This window comes from Pseudomonas sp. FSO-7 (assembly GCF_059579345.1).
The window spans coordinates 4,869,269-4,894,716 of the sequence record NZ_CM184193.1 but is presented as its reverse complement, the minus strand read 5'-3'; the positions used below and the strand labels follow the sequence as shown (position 1 = coordinate 4,894,716).

Sequence of the window (25,448 nt, the reverse complement as noted above, 5' to 3'; positions counted from 1 at the left end):
CGGCTTTATTCGATTGCCCTTTAGGCGCATGAACAAGGAAATAGCATGAAACAGCATCGGTTGGCGGCGGCGGTGGCCCTGGTTGGCCTGGTACTCGCGGGTTGCGACTCGCAGACCAGCGTAGAGCTGAAAACCCCGGCGCAGAAAGCTTCCTACGGTATTGGCCTGAACATGGGCAAGAGCCTGGCTCAGGAAGGTATGGATGACCTGGACTCCAAAGCGGTCGCCCAGGGCATCGAAGATGCCGTCGGCAAGAAAGAACAGAAGCTGAAAGACGAAGAACTGGTCGAAGCCTTTGCCGCACTGCAAAAGCGTGCCGAAGAGCGCATGGCCAAGATGAGCGAAGAGTCGGCGGCCGCCGGCAAGAAATTCCTTGAGGAAAACGGCAAGAAAGCCGGTGTCACTACCACCGCTTCCGGCCTGCAATACGAAGTGGTCAAGAAAGCCGATGGCGCACAGCCTAAGCCGACCGACGTAGTGACTGTTCACTACACCGGCAAGCTGACCAACGGCACCGTGTTCGACAGTTCCGTTGAGCGTGGCAGCCCGATTGACCTGCCGGTCAGCGGCGTGATCCCGGGTTGGGTCGAAGGCCTGCAACTGATGCACGTCGGCGAGAAGTACAAGTTGTACATCCCGAGCGACCTGGCCTACGGCGCCCAGAGCCCGAGCCCGGCGATCCCGGCCAACTCGGTCCTGGTGTTCGACCTGGAACTGCTGGCGATCAAGGATCCGGCAAAAGAAGACGCAGCCAAGTAATCGCGTCTGCTATAACGACAACGCCTCGCTTATGCGGGGCGTTGTCGCATCTGGACTACGGCAAGATGGTAAAAAAACCGAACGCACGAGGCAGGCTACAGTCATAGGCAATACAGGCGCTGTGCTAGACGCAGTCAGCGGGTCAAGTCAATGAAATATTGGGTTTTTTTATGTGAGTAAAAAACGCCCGATCTAAGCCGGACCCTTATGAAACGGGGGCTTCAGCGGTGAAATGCAGCTCTGTTCACAAGGTTATCCACAATTTGTGTGGATAACATTTCAGTGGGAGAAAAAATGAAGGCCCCGTGGAATTTTGCGCGATTTCTGCCCTTGGCAGGCCGCCTGCTGGCCCGCGGTCGATTGCCGACGTTGCTCTTCGCCGTCGCCAGCAAAGGTGCCCGCGAAGGCGGACGGCTGGGCAAGCTCAAGGAAGACCTGCGCCTGTTGCAGGCCCTGTGCCTGGCTTACTGGCGCGGCGAATACCGTGCGGTCAGTGCCAAGTCGATGCTGTCGGTGGTGGCAGGGCTCATGTATTTCCTCAGCCCTCTGGATGCGATTCCAGACCTTTTGCCAATGTTTGGCATGTTCGATGATATCGCCGTGCTGGCATGGGTCATGAAAACCCTTGACGTTGAACTCGAGGCATTCCGCGCCTGGCGTTATCGGCAATCGCCCGAGAAACTGGCCCAGGTCGAAAGGCTTCCCGATACCCCGGAACAACTCCAACTCCAAGGCCAGAAAAAAACCTGATCCCCTGAGAATTCATCGCCCCGCGACCTTAGCCAGCATTTAGGATTACACTTCCAAGGAAAAAGGCTGACTCGCTAAGTGTTGTTGTCCTACGGGGTAGACATGGATATTCAAATAATCACACGTGACGGAGAGCCCGAGTACGCGGTTTTGCCGTGGGATCAGTACCAAGCATTGTTGAAGGCAGCAGGCATCGATCAAGCTCCGCCGCGCGAAGCGACAGTCCGTCACGCGGTGGCACCCGGCCAGGTTCTCCCTGGCCTGGATCAATTACGCAGTTTGCGCGAAGGGAAGGGCATCGCCATCGAGGCGCTCGCCCGCACGGTAGGTATCAGCCCGTCTTATCTGGCCTTGATCGAGAGCGGCGAGCGACAGCCCGATGCCGCGATTCGGCGCAGTCTGGCCTGGGAATTGACGGTGCCGGGTTGGAGGGAAGAATCGTGAGCGTACGCATCAGTCGGCAGCATTGGGATGGGTTGTTGGGTGAATTGGACCAGGCGCGTCGCCAGCGCCATTTATTGACTTACCGCGCCTTGCTGGAGCGCCTGCAGTTGCCCAGCCCGGCCATGCAGACCTTGACTGCGGCCCTTGAACACCTGGCGGCGCTGGACGCCCGGGCAGAACAGCCGCTGCGCAGTTCCTTAGTGATCAGCCAGGGTGCGAGCCGCTTGCCGCGCACGGGGTTCTTTGAGTGCGTTGAACGCCTGGGCCGCTTTTCCGGGCCTTCCGACGGGGTGGCCGCGGCCTCCTGGCATGCTTCGGAAGTGGTCCGAGTGTTTGAATACGAATACCCCGAGTCGGCGGAGGCCTGAGTGCTCTGGCGACTCAAGGCGCGGCTCGGTTATTGGCTGGCGCGTCGGTTGTTTCACTGGCCCTGGTTCGTCCGCCAGGCGCGTGGCTGGGCCTGGCTCGAGGGCCAGTTCTCGCGCATGGCGAACCTGGGCGACGTCGGTGCGCAAAGTTTCTATGGGCACATCCTCACGTTTCGCGGCCACGGGCTGGGCGCCCGTGAAGAAGGGGTTCGACTGCTGCGGCTGGCGGCACTGGCCGGGGATGGCAAGGCTGCCTATCAGGTCGGCGTGATCAGCCTGGCCGGTACCACCAGCAAGGCGCCGGACCCGGTCGAGGCGGCACGCTGGTGGACCTTGGCGGCGAAAGCCGGGCATCCATTGGCTGAGATCAAGCTCAAGGCACTCGAAACTCGCGATCTCTAGCGTTATCCACAGGCTATTCGTTACGCAGTCGGGCGAATTTAGCGAATCGCCCTACATCCTTTGTCCCGTTCCCCTGACTTAATTCCTCCGTCATCCCCGGCACAGTCTCGCGCTCCCTGAGTGCTGCGAGACGCTGCCCATGTTCGACCGTTTTTTCCTGCCGGCCCTTGAGCGAGTCCTGTCCTGATGGAGCAGGTGAACCGTATCGAGCAGGAACTCGACAGTTTCAAAGACACCCTGTCGGTCTACCGCCAGCAGCTTGAGCGCTGGTACAGCCGGGCGGCGGACCGGGCCAGTCATGCGGCCGACGTGCCCTCGCTGATGGGTATGGAGCGGCTGATCCGCTTCGGCGACAGCACCACCACCGTCAGTAGCGGTGACGATGATTTCCTCTCCACGGTCGTCCAGTGCCCCCTGGGTGGGGTGATGACGATCGAGAGCAAGTTCGAGTCGGTGTACGACATCCCGCTGGGCGACATCGTGGTGGATGTGGTGGATGTGAACAGCGGCAAGGTCACGCCGGTGTCCCTGGACGCCCAGGGCCTGGGGACCTTCAAGGGGGAGGCGGGCAAGTCCTATCGGGTGCATGTCCAGGGCGAGGTGTCTCCCCGGCTCATCGAGAAGCTGTTTTCTTCCTACGATGGCTTGACCCGCGATCTGACGGACTGGTTACGGGGCGAGTGGCAAGGCTTCAAGCCACGATGGCCCCAGCAATCCTTGGCGACATCGGCGGCTGCCGTGGGGAACGGGTTGCTCGCCGGCAGTTGGGCGGCCATCGAAGGGGTGTGGGACAGCATCAGCCTGCTGTCGGACATCCTCAAGGATCCGGGTCAGTTTGCAGGGCGGTTGGGCGAAAGTGCCAAGCAGTTGGAGGACCTGGCGGAAAAAGCACCGCAGGTGATGGTCAAGCTGCAACTGCTGGCCAGCGACGAAGCGGCGTTGTGCCTGTTGGTGCGCACCGCCAGCCTTTGGCTGGAGATGCTACCGCCCAGCGAAGTTGCTGGCGAAACGGCCGAAGCCCTCTCGACCGTGGTGGTGCAACTGGTGATCGACTTGCTGATCGGCGTGGTCTTGACCTTTGCCGGGGCGGGGGCCGGGATTGCCTATCTGTCGATGCGGTTGGCCAGGCACGGCGCGACCCTGCTGAACGCCGTGCAGCGTTTCATCAAGGCGATCTTCGCGGTGGTCAACGGTTTCATGGCCTACGTGGACCGCTATAAGACCGTGGCGGCACGCGGCATCGCGGAGGGAATAAAAAAAGGCCGGATGCAACTGCGTTGGGATGCACAGCGCAACACCACGCTGAAAAAACACGAACCCCACGACGACGCCCCATCCCAATCGAAAAACCCCAACGGCGACAGCGCCGACACCGCGGCCCAGACCCAGACCAGCGGCTGCCCGGTGTCGATGGTCACCGGCGAAGAACTGCTGACCCTGGACGACGGCACCCTCGACGGGCGTTTGCCGTTTATCTTCACTCGTTTGTACCGCACCAGCGCCGCCGACCTGGACATCGGCCTCGGGCGCGGCTGGAGCCATGCCCTGGCCCATCGCCTTTTGATCGAAGGCGAGGAGGTCATCTGGATCGACCAGGAAAACCGCCGCACCACCTTCCCCCGGCCCACCACCCAGCGACCGGCGATCCACAACAGCCTGGCCCGCGCGGCCATCTACCTGAGCAGCGAACCGGACGAGTTGATCGTCGCCCAACCCGGCGAAGACGCCCCGTTCCTACACTTTCGCGACGGCCATCTGATCGCCCTCAGCGACCGCTACGAGAACCGCCTGACGGTCCAGCGCAACATCCATGGCGACGTCAGCCGCCTGGACAACGGCGCCGGGCGTTCCCTGCGCCTGCGTTACGCACAGCGTCACCTGATCGCCGTCGACTACCAGAGCTTCCACCCGGCCATCACCCTCGACGACGCCTGGCGGACCGAACAGACGCTGATTTCCTACCGCTACGACGGACGTTTCCGACTGATCGAAGCGACCAATGCCGCCGGTGAGAGCGAACGCTACGACTACGACGACCAGCACGTCATCCTCCAGCGGCAACTGGCCGGCGGGGCGAGTTTCTACTGGGAGTGGCAAGGCGTCGGGCCGGCGTCCCGCTGTGTACGGCATTGGGCCTCGTTTGCGCAGATGGACAGCCGCTACACCTGGGGCGAGGACGGCAGCGTCACGGTCCGGCACCTGGATGGCAGCCAGGAGGTGTATGTCCACGACGATCGGGCGCGGCTGGTGCGCAAGGTCGAGCCCGACGGCGGCGAGCACCTCAAGGCCTATGACGAACAGGGCCGGTTGATCGCCGAACAGGACCCGCTGGGGGCGGTCAGCGAATACCGCTACGACGACGTCGGACGACTAGTGGCGCTGATTCCTCCAGACGAGGCGCCAACGTCCTACGAATACCGCAACGGTTTCCTGCACGCCCGGCAGCGCGGCAAGGCCGTGTGGACCTACCGCCGCAATGCCCGGGGCGATGTGATCGCCAGCATCGATCCCGACGGCCAGCGTACGGAATATGCCTACGACGCCCATGGGCAACTGCTGGCGCGGTATGACCCGAACGGTGGCGAACATCGTTTCACCTGGAGTCGCCTGGGCCAACTGACCGAAGAGAGCCTGCCCGACGGCGGTCGCCGGTGTTTTACCTACGACGCCCTGGGACGTTTGCTCAGCCGCCGGGACGAACACGGCGCCCTCACACACTACCAATGGGACGCCGTCGGCCGGCTGCTGCAAGTGACCCTGCCCATCGGTGCCACTCGGGCCTGGAGCTACAACGCCTACGGCAAGGTCATCGCCGAGCGCGACGAGCAGGGGCGGATCACCCGCTACGAATACGCCGACGACCTGCACCTGGTCAGCCGCCGCCTGAACCCCGACGGCAGCGAGGTGAAGTATCGCTACGACTCGGCGCGGCTGTTGCTGACCGAGATCGAAAACGAATCCGGCGAAAAATATCAGCTGGACTACACGCCCGGCGGACTGATCCGACAGGAAACCGGCTTCGACGGCCAACGCACCGCCTACGCCTACGACCTCAACGGCCACCTGCTGGAAAAAACCGAGCACGGCGAGGACGGCTCGCAACGGGTCACCCGGTACCAGCGTGACGCGGCCGGGCGCCTGCGGGTCAAGACCTTGCCCGACGGCCAGGCCATCGAATACCGCTACGACGAACTGGGTCGGCTGGTCCACGTCGACGACGGCAGCGACCATCCGCTGGCCTTCGAATACGACGCCCAGGACCGCTTGATCAGCGAACACCAGGGCTGGGGCACCCTGCGTTATCGCTACGATGCCTGCGGACGCCTCAACCACCTGCGCCTGCCGGACGACAGCCAGCTCGACTACCACCACGCCCCCGGGGGCGCGCTGACCGCCATCGACCTCAACGGCGCGCGCCTGACCGAACACCGCTTTGACGGCGGTCGCGAACGACAACGCCAGCAGGGCCGGTTGCTCAGTGATTACACGTACGACGAACAGGGCCGCCTCAAGGCCCAGACCGTATGGCAGAACCCACAGCAGCAACTGTTCTGGCGCGATTATGCCTACAGCCCCCGAGGCAACCTTCAGACCCTTTCCGACAAGCGAAACCGCCGCAGCTACCAGTACGACCCGCTGGATCGCCTGACCCGCATCGACTTTTCCCACAGCCAGCCGCCGGAACACTTCAGCCACGACCCGGCCGGCAACCTGCTGATGCAGGACCGCCCCGGCCCGACCACCGTCAAGGGCAACCGCCTGCTGCGGGAGGGCGACCGCCACTACGACTACGACGCCTTCGGCAACCTGATCCGCGAACGCCGCGGCCAGACCCTGGTCAGCGCCTACCGCTACGACAGCCAACACCGCCTGGTCGGCATCACCCGCGCCGATGGCCGCGAAACGTCCTACCGCTACGACGCCTTCGGCCGACGCATCAGCAAGACCTCGGACGGCCTGACCACGGAGTTTTTCTGGCAGGGTGACCAGGTCGTCGCCGAAAACAGCCCACGCCACCACCGCAGCTACGTCTACGAACCGGGCAGCTTCCGCCCCCTGGCCCTGCTCGACGGTGAAGGCCTCAACGCCAGCCCGTTCTACTACCACCTCGACCACCTGGGCACGCCCCAGGAACTGACCAACCCGGCCGGGCAGATCGTCTGGTCGGCGCGCTACAACGGCTACGGCCAAGTCACCGAGCTCCAACACGGCGACGGCGAACCCTTGGAACAGCCGCTGCGCTTCCAGGGCCAATACTTCGACCCGGAAAGCAGCCTGCACTACAACCGGCACCGCTACTACAATCCTGAAACTGGTCGCTATTTGACGCCGGACCCGAGCAAGTTGGCGGGTGGGCTCAATGGGTATCGGTACACCCTGAACCCGACGGGGTGGGTGGATCCGTTGGGGTTGGTGGACTGTCCGGGGAAGGGCGGGTGTAGGCCGGCGGTTGGAGATCAGGATCCGGCGGCGAAGGTTGGGGTGGATGAGGGGGAGCCGTCGCTGCCGATGACGGCGGAGCAGCGGCGGGCGCGGATTGATGAGTTGGGGGAGGCGAATGCTTATCGGCGCTTAGATGAGATGGAAAGATCGACTAAGGGCGCACATTTCTTGGAAAAACATGGTGCCCAGACTACGTTGGATTCACAGCTAGAGCGCATTAAAACAGGCCGAAACCCTGGTACTGGTGAAATCGATGTTTATACCAGTGGCAAGAAGAAGGGAGAGCCTGCTATTCCACCTGCCGCCACTCGATTTTTTAGCCATCGCGATCAATTAAATGCCATTCATCGAGCCAAGTTAATATTTAAGCGAGCTGGCCTCATGGAGTCAAAAAAACCTATCGAAATGGGAAAGGTCATAGGGGAAGGATACAGATTGGAGGGTTTAGAGTATGGTCGGCAAACTAAAGCGGTAGTGATACTTGATAAAGATGGTTTCCCTAAAACGGCTTACACCGGATTGAAATAATGAAAAGCGTATATGATCAGCATGATATTTGGGGCTTATTGTTTGTTTTTAATATTGAAAATACTCGCGATGAAGCTCGAGAGGAGCTAATAGTTTCAAAAAATATAAATGATGATGAGGAGCTGACTCAATTGTTTGATGCTTTGGTTCGCCCAGAGTTTTTTTCTTATAACTTAAAGGAGCGCGATGTGCTGGTATATACCTTGCGTTATTTTTTAGAAGCGGGTGATGATTTCAATTATGTATTCTCGAATATGGTTGCGTATTTCGATGATGACGTTAAAGATCAGCGCCAATTTATGAGGGTGTTGTTAAATTGCTTAGAAAGATACCAAGCTGAGCATCATGCTTAACTGGATTGATAAGTAATGTCTAAAAGCCGAAAAATGCGGATTTCTACGCTAAATCAACACACCACCAAACCGCTTTTCGTGGCGAGGGAGCTTGCTCCCGCTGGGCTGCGAAGCGGCCCCAAAACAACCTACTCGATCAACCAGGCACACCGAGGTGCTGTTCAGAAGGGGGCTGCTGCGCAGCCCAGCGGGAGCAAGCTCCCTCGCCACGGGTTCGGCGTCAGATGCTTACACCGACAACCCCAACCCCACCACAGCCTCCCGCTCAGCCAAAACCTCCACCAAATACACACTCCCCCCCAAAATCTCCTTGGCATGGTGTTTGGCCTGCGAAGCCAGTTCCGCCAGCTGACTGGCGTCCAGTGCTTCACAGGCCTCGGCGCGCAGGTGCACCACGCCAATCGACAGCGACAACAACGCGAACTCCTGTCGAATGCCCTGTCGATTCAACGCCGTAAAACATCCCGCTTCCAAATGCTCGGGGCGGTAGAAGCGGCGGCAGTGGGTCTGGAAGTCGCTGAGTAGCTGGTCCAGGCGCTTGCGCCAGTCTTCCGGGCCGAGGACCAGCAGGAAGTCGTCGCCGCCGATATGGCCGACGAAGTCGCGGCTGGGGTCGATGCGTTCGTTCAGGCATTGAGCCAGGCACAGCAGGACTTCGTCGCCGCGGCCGTAGCCGTAGATGTCGTTGAAGGGTTTGAAGCTGTCGATGTCCACGTAGCAGATCACCGATTCCTGCCGTTGTTGCAGCAGGCGCGTGAGGCATTGCTGGATCGGGACGTTGCCCGGCAGCAGGGTCAGCGGGTTGGCGTAGCGGGCCTGCTGGATTTTCAGCTCGGTGATGAGCTTGAGCACGTCGATCACCCGCCCCAGGCCCAGGTAGCCGCCGTTGAGGGTGATGATGAAGTCTTCTTCGATGCGTTGTCGGGCGCGGCTGGTGATCAGGCGGCTGACTTGTTGCAGCGACTGGTTCAGCTCCACCGCGAGGAAGTCATCGCTCATCAGCCGACTGATGGGCTTGCGGGCGAACAGGTCAGTGGCGAAGGGCTTGAGCAAGGCGTCCGAGAGTGAATGGCGATGGACGATACCGCAGGGTTGGTTCTGATTGTCCAGCACCGCCAGGGAGTTGAGGTTGGCCTGGCGCCGAAACGCTTCCAGCACGGTGGCGGTCGGCGTGTTGTGGGCCACCGCCGGCTGTTCGTTGAGCAGCGCACCGAGGTCGTTGATCTCATCATTCAGCGCCGCCACGCCGCTGTCCTGCCGGGGCATCAGCGCCCTGGCATCGCGCGACGGTTGTTCCTGGGGACGGGCCAGTAGATAACCCTGGACCAGGTCGACGCCCATTTCGATCAGCACCGCCAGTTCTTCCGGCAGTTCGATGCCCTCGGCAATCACCTGGGCGCGGGACGCCCGGGCGATTTTCAGGATCGAGCCCACGAACTCGCGCTTGAGGGCGTCCTGATGGATGCCGTCGATGAAATGCCGGTCGATCTTCACATAGTCGGGTCGTAATTCGGACCACAACCGCAAGCTCGAATAACCCGCGCCAAGGTCGTCCAGGGCAATTGAGAAACCCATGGCCCGGTAGTGGTGCAGGGCGGTTTGCAGGAGCTGGAAGTCATCGATGGGGGTCTGTTCGGTCAGTTCGATCACGACCTGGCTTGGCGCGATGCCGAAGTCTTGCAGCAATTGCAGCGTGCGCCCCGTCTGGTGCGCGGATTCCAGCAGGGACTCGGGCGAAACGTTGAGAAACAGCTTGCCCGGCAGTTTTTGCTCGTTGAAGCGTTGGCAGGCGCTTCGGCGGCAGGCCAGTTCCAGTTCGCTGAGGCGTCCGGCCTGGCGCGCCACGGAGAGCAGTGCGATGGGCGAATGTAACGGGCTGTTGGAGGGGCCGCGGGTCAAGGCCTCATAACCCACGATGCGCCGTTCGGAAAGGCAGATGATCGGTTGGAACAGACTGTGCAAACCGCTTTGAGCCAGGATCGAACTCAAGGCACTCAGCTGTTCTGTCGTGGTCATGGCAATCTCTGGCGATAAAAAAAGGACCGGGTGCGGGGCACCCAGTCCTGTATTTCACGACAGACTGATGTCAGTTTGATGACACTCCGACGAGCATCACCATTAAATGGCCATCATCTCAGTGCTTGGCGATCGCCGTGTTGAGTTTCAGGTAATCCAGCAGGATCCGCCCGGTCTCGCTCAGGTAGGCATCGTCTTCCGGCTTGGTTTTCTCCGGCTCGGTGATCAGGTCTTCGTCCTCTTTCTTCAGCTCTTTGAGCGGTTCTTCGCCCTTGGCCTTGCGACGCAGGTTTTCCATGGCCAGTTGCTTGGCCTCGATGTCGGCATGCTGCGCGCGACGGTCGGCTTCGTTGAGGGTGACGGTCTTTTCCATCATCAACTTCTGCGCCAGGGCCAGCTTGTCGCGGATGAACACGAACTCCGCATCCTGGGACGAGCGAGCGTCGTGGTCGGATTTGAGTTGGGCCAGGAACGGCTTGAACGGGTCCACGGCCGGTTTGATCGCCGGCCGGATGGTGTCCCACGGCATGGCTTCGGGCAGGGCACTTTCGCCGATTTCCTTGGTGTCGATGATCGACGGGTAATCGATGTCAGGCAGTACGCCCTGATGCTGGGTGCTCTGGCCGGATACCCGGTAGAACTTCGCCAGGGTCAGCTTCAGTTCGCCATGGTTGAGCGGTTGGATGGTTTGCACGGTGCCTTTGCCGAAGGTCTGGCCGCCGATGATCAGCGCACGGTGATAATCCTGCATGGCGCCGGCGAAAATCTCCGAGGCCGACGCCGACAGGCGGTTCACCAGCAAGGCCATCGGGCCCTTGTAGAACGCGCCCGGGTTTTCGTCTTCCAGCACATCCACCCGACCATCGGCGTTACGCACGAGCACGGTCGGGCCCTTGTCGATGAACAGGCTGGTCAGTTCGGTGGCTTCCTGCAGGGAGCCGCCGCCGTTGTTGCGCAAGTCGATGACCACGCCGTCGACCTTTTCCTTCTGCAGTTCGGTCAGCAGTTTCTTGACGTCGCGGGTGGTGCTCTTGTAGTTCGGATCCCCGGCGCGGAAGGCCTTGAAGTCCAGGTAGAAGGCCGGGATCTCAATGATGCCAAGCTTGTAGTCCTTGCCGTCCTGCTTGAGGTTGAGGACCGATTTCTTCGCGGCCTGTTCTTCCAGCTTCACCGCTTCACGGGTGATGGCCACGACTTTGCTGGTCTGGTCGTTCGGTGCATTGCTGGCCGGGATGACCTCCAGGCGCACCACCGAGCCTTTCGGGCCACGGATCAGCTTGACCACTTCGTCCAGGCGCCAGCCGACCACGTCGACCATTTCCTTGTTGCCTTGGGCGACACCGATGATCTTGTCCGCCGGGCTGACCTGTTTGGTCTTGTCCGCAGGGCCCGCCGGGACCAGGCGTACGATCTTCACCTGGTCGTTGTCGCTTTGCAGCACGGCACCGATGCCTTCCAGGGACAGGCTCATGTTGATGTCGAAGTTTTCCGCGTTATCCGGCGACAGATAGTTGGTGTGCGGGTCGTAGGACATGGCGAAGGTGTTGATATACGCCTGGAAAATGTCCTCGGCGCGGGTCTGCTCCAGGCGCGCCAATTGGTTCTTGTAGCGCTTGGTCAGGGTTTCCTGGATCTGCTTGGGATCCTTGCCGGCGATCTTCATGCGCAGCACTTCGTCCTTGACGCGCTTGCGCCACAGGTCATCGAGTTCGGCTGTGCTTTTGAGCCAAGGGGCGTCCTTGCGGTCGACCTGCAAGGTTTCCTTGGCATTGAAGTCGATTTTGTCGACGCCTTTGTTCAGCTCGGCAAGGGCGTAGTCCAGACGCGCCTTCACGCGGTCCAGGTAGCGCTTGTAGATGGTGAACCCGGCGTTCAGGTCGCCGCTCTTGAGGAAATCGTCGAACTGGGTTTTCCACTTGTCGAATTCGGCGATGTCGCTGGCCAGGAAATAACTGCGCGATGGATCGAGCAGCTTCAAATAGCTGTCGTAGATGATGACCGAGCGCGCGTCATCGAGCGGCGGCTTGCTGTAGTGATGGCGCTTGAGCAATTCGACGACGTTCAGGCTGGCAATCACTTCGTCGCGATCGGGCTGAAGCTTGTCCCAGCTGTTGGCTGCGAACGTATCGTTCGACAACGGTAACAGGCCGAGGCCAATGACGAGCGCGAGGGCGGTGCTGGGGAACAGGTGCTTCATGCTGATTCGACGCAGGGACAATTGATAACGCATATTAGGCCGTCTTTGAAGTCGCCGGTTCCATGTGGCCCGGGCGCATAATGCAAGAAAGCCCGGCGTTGAAGCAGCGGGCCCAGTCGAGACTCACTATGGAGGCACCGTGAAAGCATTGCAAGGCGTTGAAGGCCAAGTGGTATGGGCAGATGAGCCGAGCCCGACGTGTGATGTGGGGCAAGTTCGCATCCGTGTAGCGGCCGCCGGCCTGAATCGGGCCGATTTGTTGCAAAAAGCCGGGCTTTACCCGCCGCCGCCCGGCGCCAGCCAGGTATTGGGGCTGGAGTGTTCCGGGGTGATCAGCGAGGTCGGGCCGGGCTCGTCCTGGCAGGTGGGCGACCGGGTTTGCGCGTTGCTGGCCGGCGGGGGTATGGCCGAGGAGGTGGTGGTCGATGGCCGCCATGTGTTGCCGGTCCCGGAGGGCTTGTCATTGGCTGAAGCGGCTGCGCTGCCGGAGGTCTACAGCACCGCGTGGCTGAATCTCTTCCAGTTGGCCGGGCTCAAGCCGGGCGAGAAAGTGCTGCTGCACGCCGGTGCCAGTGGCGTCGGCTCGGCCGCGATCCAGCTGTGCAAGGCGTTCGGCAACCCGTGCTGGGTCAGCGTCGGCTCTGCTGATCGGCTGGACTATTGCCAGGCGCTGGGCGCCCAGGGCGGCGTGGTGCGTACCGATGGCCTGGAAGGTCTGAACGACCTGGGGCCATTCGACGTGATCCTCGATCCGGTGGGCGCCAGCTACGCCCCACTCAACGTGAAACTTTTGTCAGTTGACGGGCGTTGGGTGTTGATCGGGCTCATGGGGGGGCGCTCGACCGAGTTTGATCTGGCCCAGGTCCTCAGTAAGCGTATCCAGTTGCTCGGCTCGACCTTGCGCAGCCGTGACGATCAGTTCAAGGCCGACTTGATCAGTGAACTGGGCCAGCACGTGTGGCCGTTGTTTGCCGATAAACGCTTGAATCCGCAACTGGCCAGGACCTTCGCAATCAAGGATGCCGAAGCGGCGTTTGCCGAGCTGGCGAGCAACAAGGTGTCAGGAAAGTTGGTGTTGGTGGTTGATGAAAGCCTGAGCTGATTCCAAGGAGTCGCGCCCAGGCTTTCCCGTGCTGCCTGAATGTGGAAAACATGTCTGCTGAAGGGTTGGCCTAGAGGTCAACTCTTAGGACCTGAGAGAACATCCGTTGCTCGTTGCTGTTCTTACGGGCAATCGAGTAGTTGATCAGGACGTGTTTTCCGCTGTTTTCGGATACCCAGGCACTGGGAATGTCAAAAACGTTGGCTTGGCCAGACGTCACGTCCTGGTTTTCAGTATCGTGGGTCGTGACACCGACCCAACGAACCCTGACGGTGTAGCCTGTCTCACCGCTATAGTTCACGCTAACCTTCGAGTTGGAATAACTCGGTGCCGGTAACGGATCCACCGCTTGCGGGTCGATATGCAGCGTCAATCTTGCCGACTCTATCGTCTCACCGACCCCTTTTTCCTTGACGGAGTAGCCGACCTCGACAGAGCGACCGATATTGTCGACGACTTCCAATCGAGGGATCGGGATCAGTCTTTTTCCTGGGGGATCTCCGACGGTGATGATTTCGCTGTTGTAGTTGACCCGCCCCTGCCAGCGCGCCCTGATGGTATCGGTGGCATGCATACCTGTGTAGTGAGGTACTTCAACCTCCACATGCGTGTCGGTGTAGATATCGCTCATTTTCAGATGGTCGCCCGCTGCGTTATACGTTTTGGGAACCTTGGGTTTTGTCGGCGATTCAGGAAGGATGGCTTGATCGACCTCGCGATATTCAAATGTCGCTTGCCCTTGGAAAGTGGTGGCTAAGGTGATTTTTATGATGGGTAAAACAACACCTGTCAGCTCATGGAAGCGTCTCTGATCATATTGCACGGGGCGAATGCCGGTATCACGCGTGTACATGAAGGCTTCGATCGGTAATTGCTCAGGAATGCCGGTCCGCCAAGTCGTCAACTTCATATCGTTGGGCACTTCATAAGCAATGGGAAAAACTAAAGGCCCGGTCATCAAGGCCTGATAAAAAACGGGAGCCGTGGGCGTAGTGGATGATTTGCTAACGTCAAAGCCGCAGCGTTTTTCACCTTGGGGATACTGGACGTAATGAGCGGCCCATTGTTCGGCTGTATGAATGCCTTGCACGCCGCAAGGTTCACTGACGACAGGGGCGTTCTGGTGTGCACCACAGCCTTTGTTGGCGCGATGGTCCGATGCTCCGTCGAGGGGGAAGAAACATAGAATCTCTATGCGCAGTTTATCGGGTGGTGTTTGCAGATTGGGAAAGAATATATAGCCCTTATCGTAGGTATAGGCCAGGCGTTTTATATTGAAGTCCGAGCGCAAGTAGGAGAATGAAGTGCCGCCTACGCGTATCGCCGTATCGCTGGGATTCCAGACATCGTAGGGCTTGCCCTCTGCATCGCTTGTACCTCGCAGTAGGATTCCCGAACACAGAAATGCCGGTCTGTTGACCGTGCCGCAGTCGGCTCTGGTGTCTTGGTAGCGACGGGTTAGTTCTGCCGCTAGCGCAGGGCCGTGAAGGGGTTGGAGGGGGGGCAGCAACTGTACTGTTCTGCTGTGGAGGGCTGACAGGAGAAGTGTCTGATGCGCTTGAAATTGAACCGCTCGACAATAACAAGAAAAAAATGAGTGTGACGGGTAATTTCTTCATCTTTTTAATCCCCGGTGATACCAGGCTTCGGTTTCAGATATCTGCGCGCTAGTTGAAGCATTAGCCTGCGAATGAGGTGCTATGTCTACTGTCAACAATGACAGGTCCAAGTGCACTTTCTGGCTGAGGGGGGCTTCAACATTTCTTCCTGACCATGCATCTGCGTCTGAACGGATTGCAGGCCCTGATGCAAGGCAGGTGTATCGCGGGATGTGAACGAGATACATCGAGAGGTTCAGAACACATCCCGAACTCGGGGCTCCGGGGAGTTGCGCCCAGGCTTTCCCGTGCTGCCTGGATGTGGAAGACCATGTACTGCCTAAGGGTTGGCCTAGAGGTTAACCCTTAGGACCTGAGAGAACATCCGTTGCTCGTTGCTGTTCTTACGGGCAATCGAGTAGTTGATCAGGACGTGTTTTCCGCTGTTTTCGGATACCCAGGCACTGGGAATGTCAAAAACGTTGGCTTGGCCGGACGTCACATCCTGGTGTTCAGTATCGTGAGTCGCGACACCGACCCGATACGCCTGTCCAGACGCCTGATCACTGGCCTCCTTATCCCTGTCGACGGTGGCTTTCACCTTTGGTCGGCAGTCCGTATCCGATGCGCGCGCCCTGCTAGCGTTAATAAATGGAGGAATGGGGGTAACCGCAACTTTCATTTCACCCGCCAGGTGAAGAGGTTGATCATGGCCATCGCCGAATGGCGCATGCAGGGCGTCGAATTCATTGCCTGCAACTGCAATTGGGGCTGCCCCTGTCAATTCGATGCACCACCGACCCATGGCCACTGCCAGGCGGTGGCGTCGATGCGAGTGGAACACGGGTATTTCAATCAGGTGATGCTGGAGGGCTTGTGCTGGGCCGCCACCTTCGCTTGGCCGGGCGCCATCCATGAGGGCAACGGCAGTTGTCAGGTGTTCATCGATGAACGCGCCGACGAGGCGCAACGCCAGGCCCTTCTGACCATCCTCTCTGGCCTGGAAAGCGACCCCGGGGCCAACGTGTTTCAGGTGTTCAGCAGCACCATGGCTGAAGTGTTCGAACCGCTGTTCGTGCCCATCACCCTGTCCATCGATGTCGATCAGCGCTTGGCGCACCTGGACATTCCAGGCGTGCTGCAGGCCAGCGGCGAGCCGATCCGCAGCCCGATCGACGGCTCACCTCATCGAGTCCGCCTCTCCCTGCCCAACGGCTTCGAGTTCCTTGAGGCCGAAGTGGCCAGCGGCAGCTACCAGACGCATTCAGCCCTCAAGCTACAATCCCGGGACAGTCATAGCCACCTCGCCCACGTGCACTTCACCGGCCATGGCATAGAGCCGTAAAGATGGCAGCCCCTCAGGTGGCGGCCCAGAGCAGGCGACTGACAGGCGAGCAGTGGCTGTTTCTGTTCTGCCTGCTCGCGCTGACCGCCCTGGCCTGGCTGATGCTGCTGCGCATGGCCCGCGACATGAGTGCGCCGGGTGGCATGGCCGATGCGGCAATGGCCGGCATGGTCATGCCCTGGAGCCTGGCCGATGCTCTGCTGATGTTCGCCATGTGGGTGGTGATGATGATTGGCATGATGCTGCCCAGTGCCCTGCCCATGCTGCTGATCTACCAGCAGATGCTGCGCAAGCGCATGCCGGCACCGCAGCGACACCTGGCCCTGCTACTGTTCTGTAGCGCCTATGGCCTGGTCTGGGCTGGCTTCGCCCTGGGCGCCACGGCGCTGCAATGGGCGCTCGAGCAGCTCACTCTGCTCAGTCCGGGGATGCGCGTCAGCAGTACCGCGTTGGGCGCCGGCCTGCTGCTGGTCGCAGGCGTCTATCAGTGGTTGCCAAGCAAGGCGGTCTGCCTCGAGCATTGTCGCGGGCCGCTGCATTTTCTTCTCAGCTACTGGCGCCCCGACGTGCTCGGCGGCTGGCGCATGGGCCTGGCCCATGGTGCCTATTGCCTGGGCTGCTGCTGGGCCCTGATGGGCCTGTTGTTCGTGGTCGGCGTGATGAACCTGCTCTGGGTGGCAGTGATCGGTGCCTTCATCCTGCTGGAGAAAAACCTGCCGCAGGGACTCTGGCTCAGTCGTATCTGCGGTGTGTTGTTGCTCGGCTGGAGCCTTTGGCTGTTGCTGGGCTGAATCTGTGGGAGCGAGCTTGCTCGCGATGGCGGTGTGTCAGCTAAATCAATGCTGGCTGATCCAACGCTATCGCGAGCAAGCTCGCTCCCACAGAGGGTACCTGGCCACACAAATCCGAGTGTTCTTCCTGGGGCTGTGCAGTGCTCATTTCCAGGTATGGATTGGCCAGCCGGCCGATTCGGCGTGGGCCTTCAATACCGGGTCCGGGTTGACCACGTGCGGGTGATCGACCTTGAGCAACAGCGGCAAATCATTGCGCGAGTCGGAATAGAAACTCGCGCCTTCCAAATTCTCTTCCTCGGCATCCAACCAGTCCAGCAACCGCGAGATCTTGCCTTCGCGGTAGGTCAGGGTGCCGACGGTCTTGCCGCTGTACACCCCGTGCGTCACCTCCAGTTCGATCGCCAGGATCTCATCGATGCCCAGGCGCTCTGCAATCGGTTTGACCAGATGCGTGCCCGAAGCCGAGATCACCAGGATCCGGTCACCGGCCTTGCGGTGTTCGGCGATGGCCTTGGTGGCGTCGCTGAAGATGATCGGTTCGATGAAGTCTTCCACCCACGGCGCCACCAGATGTTCGATTTCCTCCGGCGTGCGACCGATCATGGGTTCCAGGCTGAAGTCCATGTAGTCTTCCATGCGCAGTTTGCCGTGGCTGTAGGCGTCCATCAGCTCGTTGTTGCGCCGCATGAACGACTCGGGATCGACCCAGCCCAGGCGACCCATCTGTTCACTCCAGAGGGTGGCGCAGTCGCCGTGGATCAGGGTTTCGTCCAGATCAAAAATTGCCAGGGCCATCAGTGGGTTTCCCTTTTCAAAATCAACAAAGCCATCAGGCTACCTCACACAGCGCCGACGGTTCGATGGAAAGTGACAGGCGTGTGCCATCGGGATGCAGGTCGGCGGCCGAGCGGTTGAGCACATCGACCACCAGCTCCACGCCGCGAGCCTCGACCCGGTAGCGGATCACGTTGCCCAGCAGGCTGTGGCTGCGGATCAGCGCATCGGGGTCGCCGTTGCGACTCAGTTCGATGGCTTCCGGGCGAATGGCGATGCGACCGCTCACCGGCCGTTGCAGCAGTTTGCTCGCACTGTCGGCGTCGAGCAGGTTGTAGTTGCCGATGAAGCCGGCGGCAAAGACATCGACGGGCGCAGTGTAAAGGGTTTCGGCATCGCCGCTTTGTACGATCTTTCCCTGGTTCATCAGGAAAATCCGGTCAGACATGGTCAGGGCTTCTTCCTGATCGTGTGTGACGAAGATCGTGGTCAGGCCCAACTCACGCTGGATCTGTCGGATCTGTTCGCGCAAGTGCTTGCGAATCCGCGCATCCAGGGCCGACAGCGGCTCGTCCAGCAGCAACAGGCGCGGCCGCGTGACCAGGGAGCGGGCAAGGGCGACGCGCTGGCATTGGCCGCCGGAGAGTTGATGGGGATAGCGGGCGGCAAAATCGTGCAGCTCCACCAGGCGCAGGATCTCCAGCACGCGCTGGCGACTGTTCGAGGCATCGACCTTTTGCATGCGCAGGCCGAAGGCGACGTTTTGCTCCACGGTCATGTTCGGGAACAAGGCGTAGCTCTGGAAGACCATGCCGATGCCGCGCTTCTGCGGGCTCAACGGAACGATGTCCTGCCCGTCGAGGATGATCTGGCCGGCATCCACCGCAGTCAGGCCGGCAATGCAGCGCAACAGCGTGGATTTGCCGCAACCGGAAGGGCCGAGCAGGGTGACGAATTCGCCCTTGCCGATCTCGCAGTTGATGTCGCTGAACACCGGTGTGCCGGCATAGCTTTTTTGCAGGTGTTGGACGCTGACGTAGCTCATTGGCTTTTGTCCTTGTTCAAGAGGTTGGCCGCCCAGGTCAGGACCAGTACGAAGAAGAAATAGGAGATCACCAGCGCACTGGTGAAATGGCCGCTGCTGTTGCGCATGTTGTTCAGGTAGACCTGCAGGGTTTCATAGCGGGTACCGACGAGGATGTTGGCAAACACGAATTCGCCGAACAGGAACGAGAAGGACAGCAGCAGCGCCACCATCAGGCCCTTGCGCAGGTTCGGCAGCACCACCAGGAATGCCGCCTGGAAGGTGCTGGCGCCGAGCAGTTGGGCGGCGTCCATCAGGTCGCGCAGGTTGATGGCTTGCAGGTTGTTGGTGATCGCCCGGTACATGAATGGCAGGGCGACAGTGAAGTAGCAACCGATCAGGATCCACGGTGTACCGACCATCGCCAGCGGCCCGGAACCATAGAGCTGCAACAGCCCCACCGACGACACCACCGGCGGCACCGCAAAGGGCAGCAGGATGAGGATGTTCATCAGCGCGTCGAGCTTGGGGAAGTGGTAATGCACCACAAACAGCAGCGGCAGGATCAACACCACCGAGAGCACCAGCGCACCGACGCAGACCAGCAGCGATTGACCGAAGGCGTGGAGAAAACGCGGATCGCTCCACAACTGCACATACCATTTGAAAGTGAAGCCGCTGGGCAGCACGGTGGCCGACCAACTGCTGGCGATGGAGTAGACCAGCGTGCCGGCCAGGGGCAGCAGCAGGATGGCGAACAGCAGGTACACCACCGCCCGATGATAGAGCCCGACGGAGCCCGGTTCAGCGCGAGACATGGTAGCTCCTCTTGAGCAGCAACTGATGAACGATGGTCACCACGGTCATCAACGCCACCAGCACCACGGCCAGGGCACTGGCCAGGTTAGGGTCGAGTGAAATATCACCGGAAACCATGGCGGCGATGCGGATCGGCAGTACGTTGAAGTTACCGGTGGTCAACGCGTAGACCGTGGCATAGGCACCAAGGGCGTTGGCCAGCAGGATCACGAAGGTGCCCAGCAGCGCCGGGGTCAGCACCGGCAAGCCGATGTGCCGCCAGAACTGCCAGCCGCTTGCGCCGAGCAACTCGGCGGATTCGCGCCAGTCTTCGCGCAGGGCGTCGAAGGCCGGATAGAGCAGCAGCACGCCCAGGGGGATCTGGAAGTAGGTGTAGAGAATGATCAACCCGGTTTTCGAATACAGGTTGAAATCCTCGATGATCCCCGCCTGCTTGAGCATGATCGTGATGCTGCCGTTGAACCCCAGCAAAATGATGAAGGCGAAGGCCAGGGGCACGCCGGCGAAGTTGCTGGTCATGTTGGCGAAGGCATTGACGAAGTTGCGCAGCCGCGAATCCACACGGCGCAGTGAATAGCTGCCGAGCACGGCGATGACGATGCCGAACACACTGGACCAGAAGCTGATCTCCAGGCTGTGCTGGATCGCTTGCAGGTAGAACTTCGAACTGAAGATCTTGCTGAAGTTGGCCAGGCCCCAGCCGAACTCTTCCGATTCCAGGCTGTTGACCAGCACCCAGAGCAGCGGGGCGATCTGGAACACGATGAAGAAAATCGCGAAGGGCACCAGGCACAACGCTGCCAGCCATTTGCCGCGCGTCATGGCGTTCACTTGAGTAACTCCTGGCAATAGGGTTTGTCGTGGTCGACGCCGAGCAATTGGCAAATGGTGCCGCACAGTTCGGTCTGCCTGGGGGCGGCAGCGGGATCGAGACTGAAGCCGTCACCCAGGACGAACAGCGGTACTTCCCGTTCTTCGGCCAGCAGGCCGTTGTGGGAACGGTCGTTGTTCATGCCGTGGTCGGACGTCACCAGCACCTGGTAACCGGCGTCGAGCCAGGCTTGCAGGTAGACCGCCAGGTTGATGTCGGCCGAGCGGGCACTGTTGCGGTATTGCGGGGTGTCGAGGCCGTGCTTGTGGCCGGCGTCGTCGATGTTCATCGGATGCACCAGCAGGAAGTTCGGCAAGTAGCGCTGGCGCAGGTGTTCGGCGTCGGCGAACAGATGGGAATCGGGGTAGTGGTCATTCCAATAGAAATGCCCGTATTGAATCGGCAGGTCTGGATTGTCGGTATGGCGATCACGACCGGCGACGAAAGGTGAAGCGTTGTAGAGCTCGCTGACCCAGTGGTAGGCCGCGGCCGCCGTGCTCAGGCCGGCCTGGGTGGCGTAGTGGAAAATGCTGCGCTGGTTCGACAGGCGCGTGACGTTGTTGTGCACGATTCCGCTGTCGATGGGCACGACGCCAGTGAGGATGCATTCGTAGAGCGGGCGGGACAGGGCGGGCAACTCACATTCCAGTGTGTAGAGGGCCGCGCGTCCTGCGCCGACGTAAGCCTGCAAATGCCCCATGGCATGCCGGGCGACCTCGTGGTTGAGGCCGTCGAGCACCACCAGGATGACGTTGTGCTTCATGGGTAGCGGGACTCCGGACAGATACCAGGAAACTCGGACCCTCCAGGAACCTGATGTGGGTGCGAGCTTCTGTGGGAGCGAGCTTGCTCGCGATAGCGGTGTGTCAGTCGACATCAATGCCGACTGATCCGCCGCCATCGCGAGCAAGCTCGCTCCCACAAGGCCTGCCTCCACAGTTGGATTTCCAGTGGATAGCCGAGCGGGAGCTAGTGCCTCACTGCATATTGATGATCACTTCTTCCTGCCATTTCTGCGGCAGCGCCTTGGAAGTCTTCTCCCACGCATCCGCATCCTTGATCGGGGTCACGCCTTTGTACTGCTCGTTCGGCAGCAGCTTGGCCTGGACCTCTGCCGGCAGTTTCAGGTGCTCGGCGCGGATCGGACGGGCGTTGCCCTTGGCCAGGTTGATCTGGCCGGCGTCGCTGAAGATGTACTCACGGGCCAGCTTGGCGGCGTTCGGGTGCTTGGCGTATTTGTTGATGATGGTGGTGTAGCCGGAAATGACCGAGCCGTCGGACGGAATCAGCACGACGTAGTCATCCGGATTGGCCATCTTGGCCTTGTAGCTCAGGCCGTTGAAATCCCAGACTACGCCGACTTCGACTTCACCTTTTTCCATCGTGGCGATGGTCGGGTTGGCCATGGACAGGCGCCCTTGCTTGGCGATCTCGGCGAACATCAACAGGGCCGGCTGAATGTTTTTCTCGTTGCCACCGTTGGCCAGGGCTGCGGCCAGCACGCCGTTGGCGGCCTGGGCGGCGGTGCTCACGTCACCGATGGAGACTTTGTATTTGCCGGTCTTCAGGTCGGCCCATTTGGTCGGCACTTCGGAACCGTGCAGCAGCTTCTTGTTGACGATGAAGGCGATGGAGCCGGTGTAGGCCAATGCCCAGTTGCCGTCCTGGTCCTTGGCCCAGGCGGGGACCTGTTCCCAAGTGCTTGGCTTGTAGGGCTGGACCACGCCCTGCTTGACCGCGATCGGGCCGAACGCTGCGCCGACGTCACCGATGTCGGCGCTGGCGTTGTCTTTTTCGGCGGCGAACTTGGCGATTTCCTGGGCCGAGCTCATGTCGGTGTCGATGTGTTTCAAGCCATAGATCTTGGCCAGGTCGTCCCAGGTGCCTTTCCAGTTTGCCCAGTCGTCGGGCATGCCGACGCTGTTCACGGCGCCTTCCGCTTTCGCAGCGGCTTCCAACGTTTTCAGATCGGTGTCAGCGGCCATGGCGGCGGTGCACATGGCAATGGTCGAGCCTAACAGTGATGCCAGGAAAAGCTGTTTCATCCGAAGCTCCTATGGGCGTTTTCAACGCTGCGATTGCGGTTGTGTTGGTCTAGGTCAGCAATACCTGAGCCAATGTAGGCGAGCCCTGTGACATTTTGATGTCGGTGGCGCAGGCGCCGGGAAATGCCAGGCTCGGGGGCGTTGGCTGCGAATTAAGCGTAGACCATGGTTAAACAGCTGATCTGCAAGGACTTGGCCGTTAATTTGCACGCTGGCAAAACGACCGTTCGGCGGCTCTGTCATCTGCCAGTCATGTGCAGTGCCTAGGCTTGCAGGACCCAGAAGCGGATCGACGGACCGTCGATCCTGCCCCGAAACAGTGCTGGTCTAGTCCAGATAGGTAACGTTGATGCGCATCGATGCAACCAAAGCGGTGACAGCCATCGGACAGGTCCTGCAAGAGCAGCTCGACCACGGGTTGCTGGCGCCGGGCAGCAAGTTGCCGGCCGAGCGCAAGCTCAGTGAATTGTTCGGGACCACGCGGATTACCGTGCGCGAGGCGTTGTTGCAACTCGAAGCCCAAGGGCAGATCTATCGGGAGGAGCGCCGGGGCTGGTTCGTCTCGCCGCCGCGCCTGGCCTACAACCTGATGCAGCGCAGCCATTTCCACGCCATGGTCGCGGCCCAGGGGCGTGTGCCTTCTACCCAAGTCATCTCGGCGCGCCTGCAACCGGCTTCGGCGGCCGTGTGTGCCTGGTTGCAACTGCCGGCGCTGTCCAGCGTGATCCAGATCTGCCGCGTGCGCCGTATCGACGAGCGGCTGGTGCTGTATGTCGAGCACTACCTGAACCCGCAGTATTTTCCGGACATCCTCGAGTTCGACCTCAACCAGTCCATCACCGAGTTGTATGCCCGCCATTACGACCTGCACTACGGCCGGGTGAAGTTCGAGATCGTGCCCACCTCCTTACAGCCGGAAGCGGCAGCGGCGCTGAGGGTTTCGGTGGGCAGCCCCGGGTTGCGCATCGCGCGGGTCAACTATGACCAGCACCAGCGGCTGATCGACTGCGACCTGGAGTTCTGGCGACACGATGCGATCCATGTCGGCGTGGATGTGCCGGAGCAAGCGCCGGTCTGAGGCAGGTTCAGAGCGACTCGTTGAGCTTGCTCAGGATCTTGATCACTACCGTGGCGAGGATCAGCAACATGCCGATCCACATGGCGAAGACCCCGACGTTCTTGTCACGGAAGTTGAAGCCGATGGCCAGCAGGATCATGCCGGCGACTATGGGCACCAGCATGGCATTGAACGAAGACATCGAGATCATGACGACGGCCTTGTCGGGAAGGGATAAGGTCAGTCTAGTTGGAGTTTGGCTGGGGTGGGTTGATGTGTGTCATAGCCTCCCCGGCATTTGAGGTGGGCACTGTTGTGGCGAGGGGATTTATCCCCGTTGGGCTGCGAAGCAGCCCCCAGAATCCATCAAGCACCGCGATTATCCGGTAGTAAGCAGGGGGTTGCTGCGCAACCCAGCGGGGATAAATCCCCTCGCCACAGGAGTCTGCATGAACAGGTTCAGCAGTTACGGCAATTCGCGAGACGCGTAGAACGCGCTCAACACCTTCACCAGATGCGCCAGGTCATGGCTGCCACACAGTTCGCGAATCGAATGCATGGCGAAGGTCGGCAGGCCGATGTCCACGGTGCGCACGCCCAGCTGGCTGGCGGTGATCGGGCCGATGGTCGAGCCGCAGCCCATGTCGCTGCGCACCACGAAGCTCTGCACCGGCACTTCTTCGGCCATGCACAGGTGACGGAAGAACCCGGCGGTTTCGCTGTTGGTGGCGTAGCGCTGGTTGCTGTTGACCTTGATCACCGGCCCGGCGTTGAGCTTGGGGCCATGGTTGGCATCGTGCTTGTCGGCATAGTTGGGGTGCACGCCGTGGGCGTTGTCGGCCGACACCAGCAGGGATTTCTGAATGGTCCGTACGAACTCTTCACCTTCAGGCAGCAGGCGACGCAGGGTCTGTTCCAGCATCGGGCCGTCGGCGCCACAGGCCGAGCACGAGCCGACTTCCTCGTGGTCGTTGCACACCAGCACGCAGGTTTCTTCGGTGTCGGCGTTGAGCAAGGCTTGCAGGCCGGCGTAGCACGACAGCAGGTTGTCCAGGCGCGCGCCGGCAATGAAATCGCCGTGCAGGCCAATGACCGCGGCGCTTTGGGTGTCGTAGAAACTCAACTCGTAATCGAGCACCACGTCGGCATTCAGGCCGTGTTCGCGGGCCAGTTGATCGGTGAGCACGGCCCGGAAGTCGACGCGCTCGTCACCGGCGAACTGGGCGAGGATCGGCGGCAGTTCATTCTGCGGGTTGATGGCCCAGCCCTGGTTGGCTTCGCGATTGAGGTGGATGGCCAGGTTCGGAATCGTGGCGATCGGCGCCTTGAAATCGATCAACTGGCTTTCGACCTTGCCATCGCGGCGGAAGGTCACGCGCCCGGCCAGGGACAGGTCGCGGTCAAACCACGGCGCCAGCAGCGCGCCGCCGTAGACTTCCACGCCCAGTTGCCAGAACCCGTGGCGTTGCAGTTCCGGTTGCGGCTTGACTCGCAGGCAAGGGCTGTCGGTGTGGGCGCCGACCAGGCGGATGCCGTCGTGCAGCGGTGAGTGGCGGCCGAGCTTGAAGGCGATGATCGAGGAGTCGTTGCGCGTGACGTAATAGCGACCGTTGGTCTCGGTGGCCCAGGTCTCGCGTTCATCAAGACGCTGATAGCCTGCCGCCTCCAGGCGCTTGGCCAGGCTCGCGGTGGCATGGAACGGGGTAGGGGAGGCCTTGAGGAAGTCGATCAGGCCTTGGTTCAACTCTGTGCGCATAAG

General features: G+C 60.6%; 22 protein-coding genes. 11 read left to right on the top strand and 11 right to left on the bottom strand.

What is annotated here, in order from left to right:
• The first annotated feature begins 45 nt into the window (after window positions 1-45).
• From bamJ to AC515T_RS21310, 7 genes are all read left to right on the top strand, one after another.
• Window positions 46-759: a BamJ family beta-barrel-assembly machinery protein gene (bamJ, locus tag AC515T_RS21340; protein WP_030142016.1), complete on the top strand. Its 714-nt coding sequence runs from the start codon at window positions 46-48 to the stop codon at window positions 757-759.
• A 294-nt stretch (window positions 760-1,053) separates the two neighbouring features.
• Window positions 1,054-1,509, top strand: coding sequence for a YkvA family protein (locus AC515T_RS21335; protein ID WP_496529921.1), 456 nt, complete (start codon window positions 1,054-1,056; stop codon window positions 1,507-1,509).
• A 102-nt stretch (window positions 1,510-1,611) separates the two neighbouring features.
• Window positions 1,612-1,953 carry a helix-turn-helix domain-containing protein gene (locus AC515T_RS21330; protein WP_496529920.1) on the top strand — a complete coding sequence of 114 codons (342 nt, stop codon included), beginning with the start codon at window positions 1,612-1,614 and terminating at the stop codon, window positions 1,951-1,953.
• On the top strand, window positions 1,950-2,321 hold the full coding sequence (locus AC515T_RS21325) for a hypothetical protein (protein ID WP_003179080.1): 372 nt from the start codon (window positions 1,950-1,952) through the stop codon (window positions 2,319-2,321). The genes AC515T_RS21330 and AC515T_RS21325 overlap by 4 nt, the downstream gene beginning before the upstream one ends.
• A complete protein-coding gene (locus AC515T_RS21320; protein ID WP_496529919.1) occupies window positions 2,322-2,723 on the top strand; it encodes an SEL1-like repeat protein in 402 nt (133 codons plus the stop codon).
• A gap of 186 nt (window positions 2,724-2,909) precedes the next feature.
• The gene (locus tag AC515T_RS21315) at window positions 2,910-7,694 is read left to right on the top strand and encodes an RHS repeat-associated core domain-containing protein (RefSeq protein WP_496529918.1); all 4,785 of its coding nucleotides are present in this window, start codon (window positions 2,910-2,912) and stop codon (window positions 7,692-7,694) included.
• On the top strand, window positions 7,694-8,047 hold the full coding sequence (locus AC515T_RS21310; protein ID WP_496529917.1) for a hypothetical protein: 354 nt from the start codon (window positions 7,694-7,696) through the stop codon (window positions 8,045-8,047). Before AC515T_RS21315 ends, AC515T_RS21310 begins: the two co-directional genes overlap by 1 nt.
• A gap of 228 nt (window positions 8,048-8,275) precedes the next feature.
• On the opposite strand, the gene AC515T_RS21305 is transcribed toward AC515T_RS21310, so the two are convergent.
• Both AC515T_RS21305 and AC515T_RS21300 read right to left on the bottom strand, forming a co-directional pair.
• Window positions 8,276-10,063: a bifunctional diguanylate cyclase/phosphodiesterase gene (locus AC515T_RS21305; RefSeq protein WP_496529916.1), complete on the bottom strand. Its 1,788-nt coding sequence runs from the start codon at window positions 10,061-10,063 to the stop codon at window positions 8,276-8,278.
• A gap of 118 nt (window positions 10,064-10,181) precedes the next feature.
• Entirely contained in the window at window positions 10,182-12,260 is a 2,079-nt protein-coding gene (locus AC515T_RS21300; protein ID WP_496533171.1) for a carboxy terminal-processing peptidase, read from the bottom strand.
• Between the two features lie 139 nt (window positions 12,261-12,399).
• On the opposite strand from AC515T_RS21300, the gene AC515T_RS21295 reads away from it, so the two are divergent.
• Window positions 12,400-13,362, top strand: a complete 963-nt coding sequence (locus tag AC515T_RS21295) for an NAD(P)H-quinone oxidoreductase (RefSeq protein ID WP_496529915.1) — start codon at window positions 12,400-12,402, stop codon at window positions 13,360-13,362.
• Between the two features lie 70 nt (window positions 13,363-13,432).
• On the opposite strand, the gene AC515T_RS21290 is transcribed toward AC515T_RS21295, so the two are convergent.
• On the bottom strand, window positions 13,433-14,872 hold the full coding sequence (locus AC515T_RS21290) for a hypothetical protein (RefSeq protein WP_496529914.1): 1,440 nt from the start codon (window positions 14,870-14,872) through the stop codon (window positions 13,433-13,435).
• Window positions 14,873-15,669: 797 nt separating this feature from the next.
• Here AC515T_RS21290 and AC515T_RS21285 point away from each other — a divergent pair.
• Entirely contained in the window at window positions 15,670-16,305 is a 636-nt protein-coding gene (locus AC515T_RS21285; RefSeq protein WP_496529913.1) for a DUF1326 domain-containing protein, read from the top strand.
• A 2-nt stretch (window positions 16,306-16,307) separates the two neighbouring features.
• A complete protein-coding gene (locus tag AC515T_RS21280; protein ID WP_496529912.1) occupies window positions 16,308-17,096 on the top strand; it encodes a DUF2182 domain-containing protein in 789 nt (262 codons plus the stop codon).
• A 144-nt stretch (window positions 17,097-17,240) separates the two neighbouring features.
• Here AC515T_RS21280 and AC515T_RS21275 read toward each other — a convergent pair whose 3' ends face one another.
• The 6 genes from AC515T_RS21275 to AC515T_RS21250 form a co-directional block, all read right to left on the bottom strand.
• A complete protein-coding gene (locus AC515T_RS21275) occupies window positions 17,241-17,894 on the bottom strand; it encodes an HAD family hydrolase (protein ID WP_496529911.1) in 654 nt (217 codons plus the stop codon).
• 34 nt (window positions 17,895-17,928) lie between these two features.
• Window positions 17,929-18,918 (bottom strand): ABC transporter ATP-binding protein, encoded by a 990-nt coding sequence (locus AC515T_RS21270; protein WP_496529910.1) that lies wholly within the window; start codon window positions 18,916-18,918, stop codon window positions 17,929-17,931.
• Window positions 18,915-19,715 carry an ABC transporter permease gene (locus AC515T_RS21265; RefSeq protein ID WP_496529909.1) on the bottom strand — a complete coding sequence of 267 codons (801 nt, stop codon included), beginning with the start codon at window positions 19,713-19,715 and terminating at the stop codon, window positions 18,915-18,917. The genes AC515T_RS21270 and AC515T_RS21265 overlap by 4 nt, the downstream gene beginning before the upstream one ends.
• A complete protein-coding gene (locus tag AC515T_RS21260) occupies window positions 19,702-20,538 on the bottom strand; it encodes an ABC transporter permease (RefSeq protein WP_161951765.1) in 837 nt (278 codons plus the stop codon). Before AC515T_RS21260 ends, AC515T_RS21265 begins: the two co-directional genes overlap by 14 nt.
• Window positions 20,539-20,543: 5 nt before the next feature.
• Window positions 20,544-21,350: an alkaline phosphatase family protein gene (locus AC515T_RS21255; RefSeq protein WP_496529908.1), complete on the bottom strand. Its 807-nt coding sequence runs from the start codon at window positions 21,348-21,350 to the stop codon at window positions 20,544-20,546.
• Window positions 21,351-21,564: 214 nt separating this feature from the next.
• Window positions 21,565-22,632 (bottom strand): ABC transporter substrate-binding protein, encoded by a 1,068-nt coding sequence (locus AC515T_RS21250; RefSeq protein ID WP_496529907.1) that lies wholly within the window; start codon window positions 22,630-22,632, stop codon window positions 21,565-21,567.
• A gap of 349 nt (window positions 22,633-22,981) precedes the next feature.
• On the opposite strand from AC515T_RS21250, the gene AC515T_RS21245 reads away from it, so the two are divergent.
• Window positions 22,982-23,710: a UTRA domain-containing protein gene (locus AC515T_RS21245; RefSeq protein ID WP_305482314.1), complete on the top strand. Its 729-nt coding sequence runs from the start codon at window positions 22,982-22,984 to the stop codon at window positions 23,708-23,710.
• A gap of 7 nt (window positions 23,711-23,717) precedes the next feature.
• On the opposite strand, the gene AC515T_RS21240 is transcribed toward AC515T_RS21245, so the two are convergent.
• Entirely contained in the window at window positions 23,718-23,900 is a 183-nt protein-coding gene (locus AC515T_RS21240) for a hypothetical protein (protein ID WP_496529906.1), read from the bottom strand.
• 255 nt (window positions 23,901-24,155) lie between these two features.
• The gene (locus AC515T_RS21235) at window positions 24,156-25,445 is read right to left on the bottom strand and encodes a M18 family aminopeptidase (protein ID WP_496529905.1); all 1,290 of its coding nucleotides are present in this window, start codon (window positions 25,443-25,445) and stop codon (window positions 24,156-24,158) included.
• Window positions 25,446-25,448: the final 3 nt, after the last annotated feature.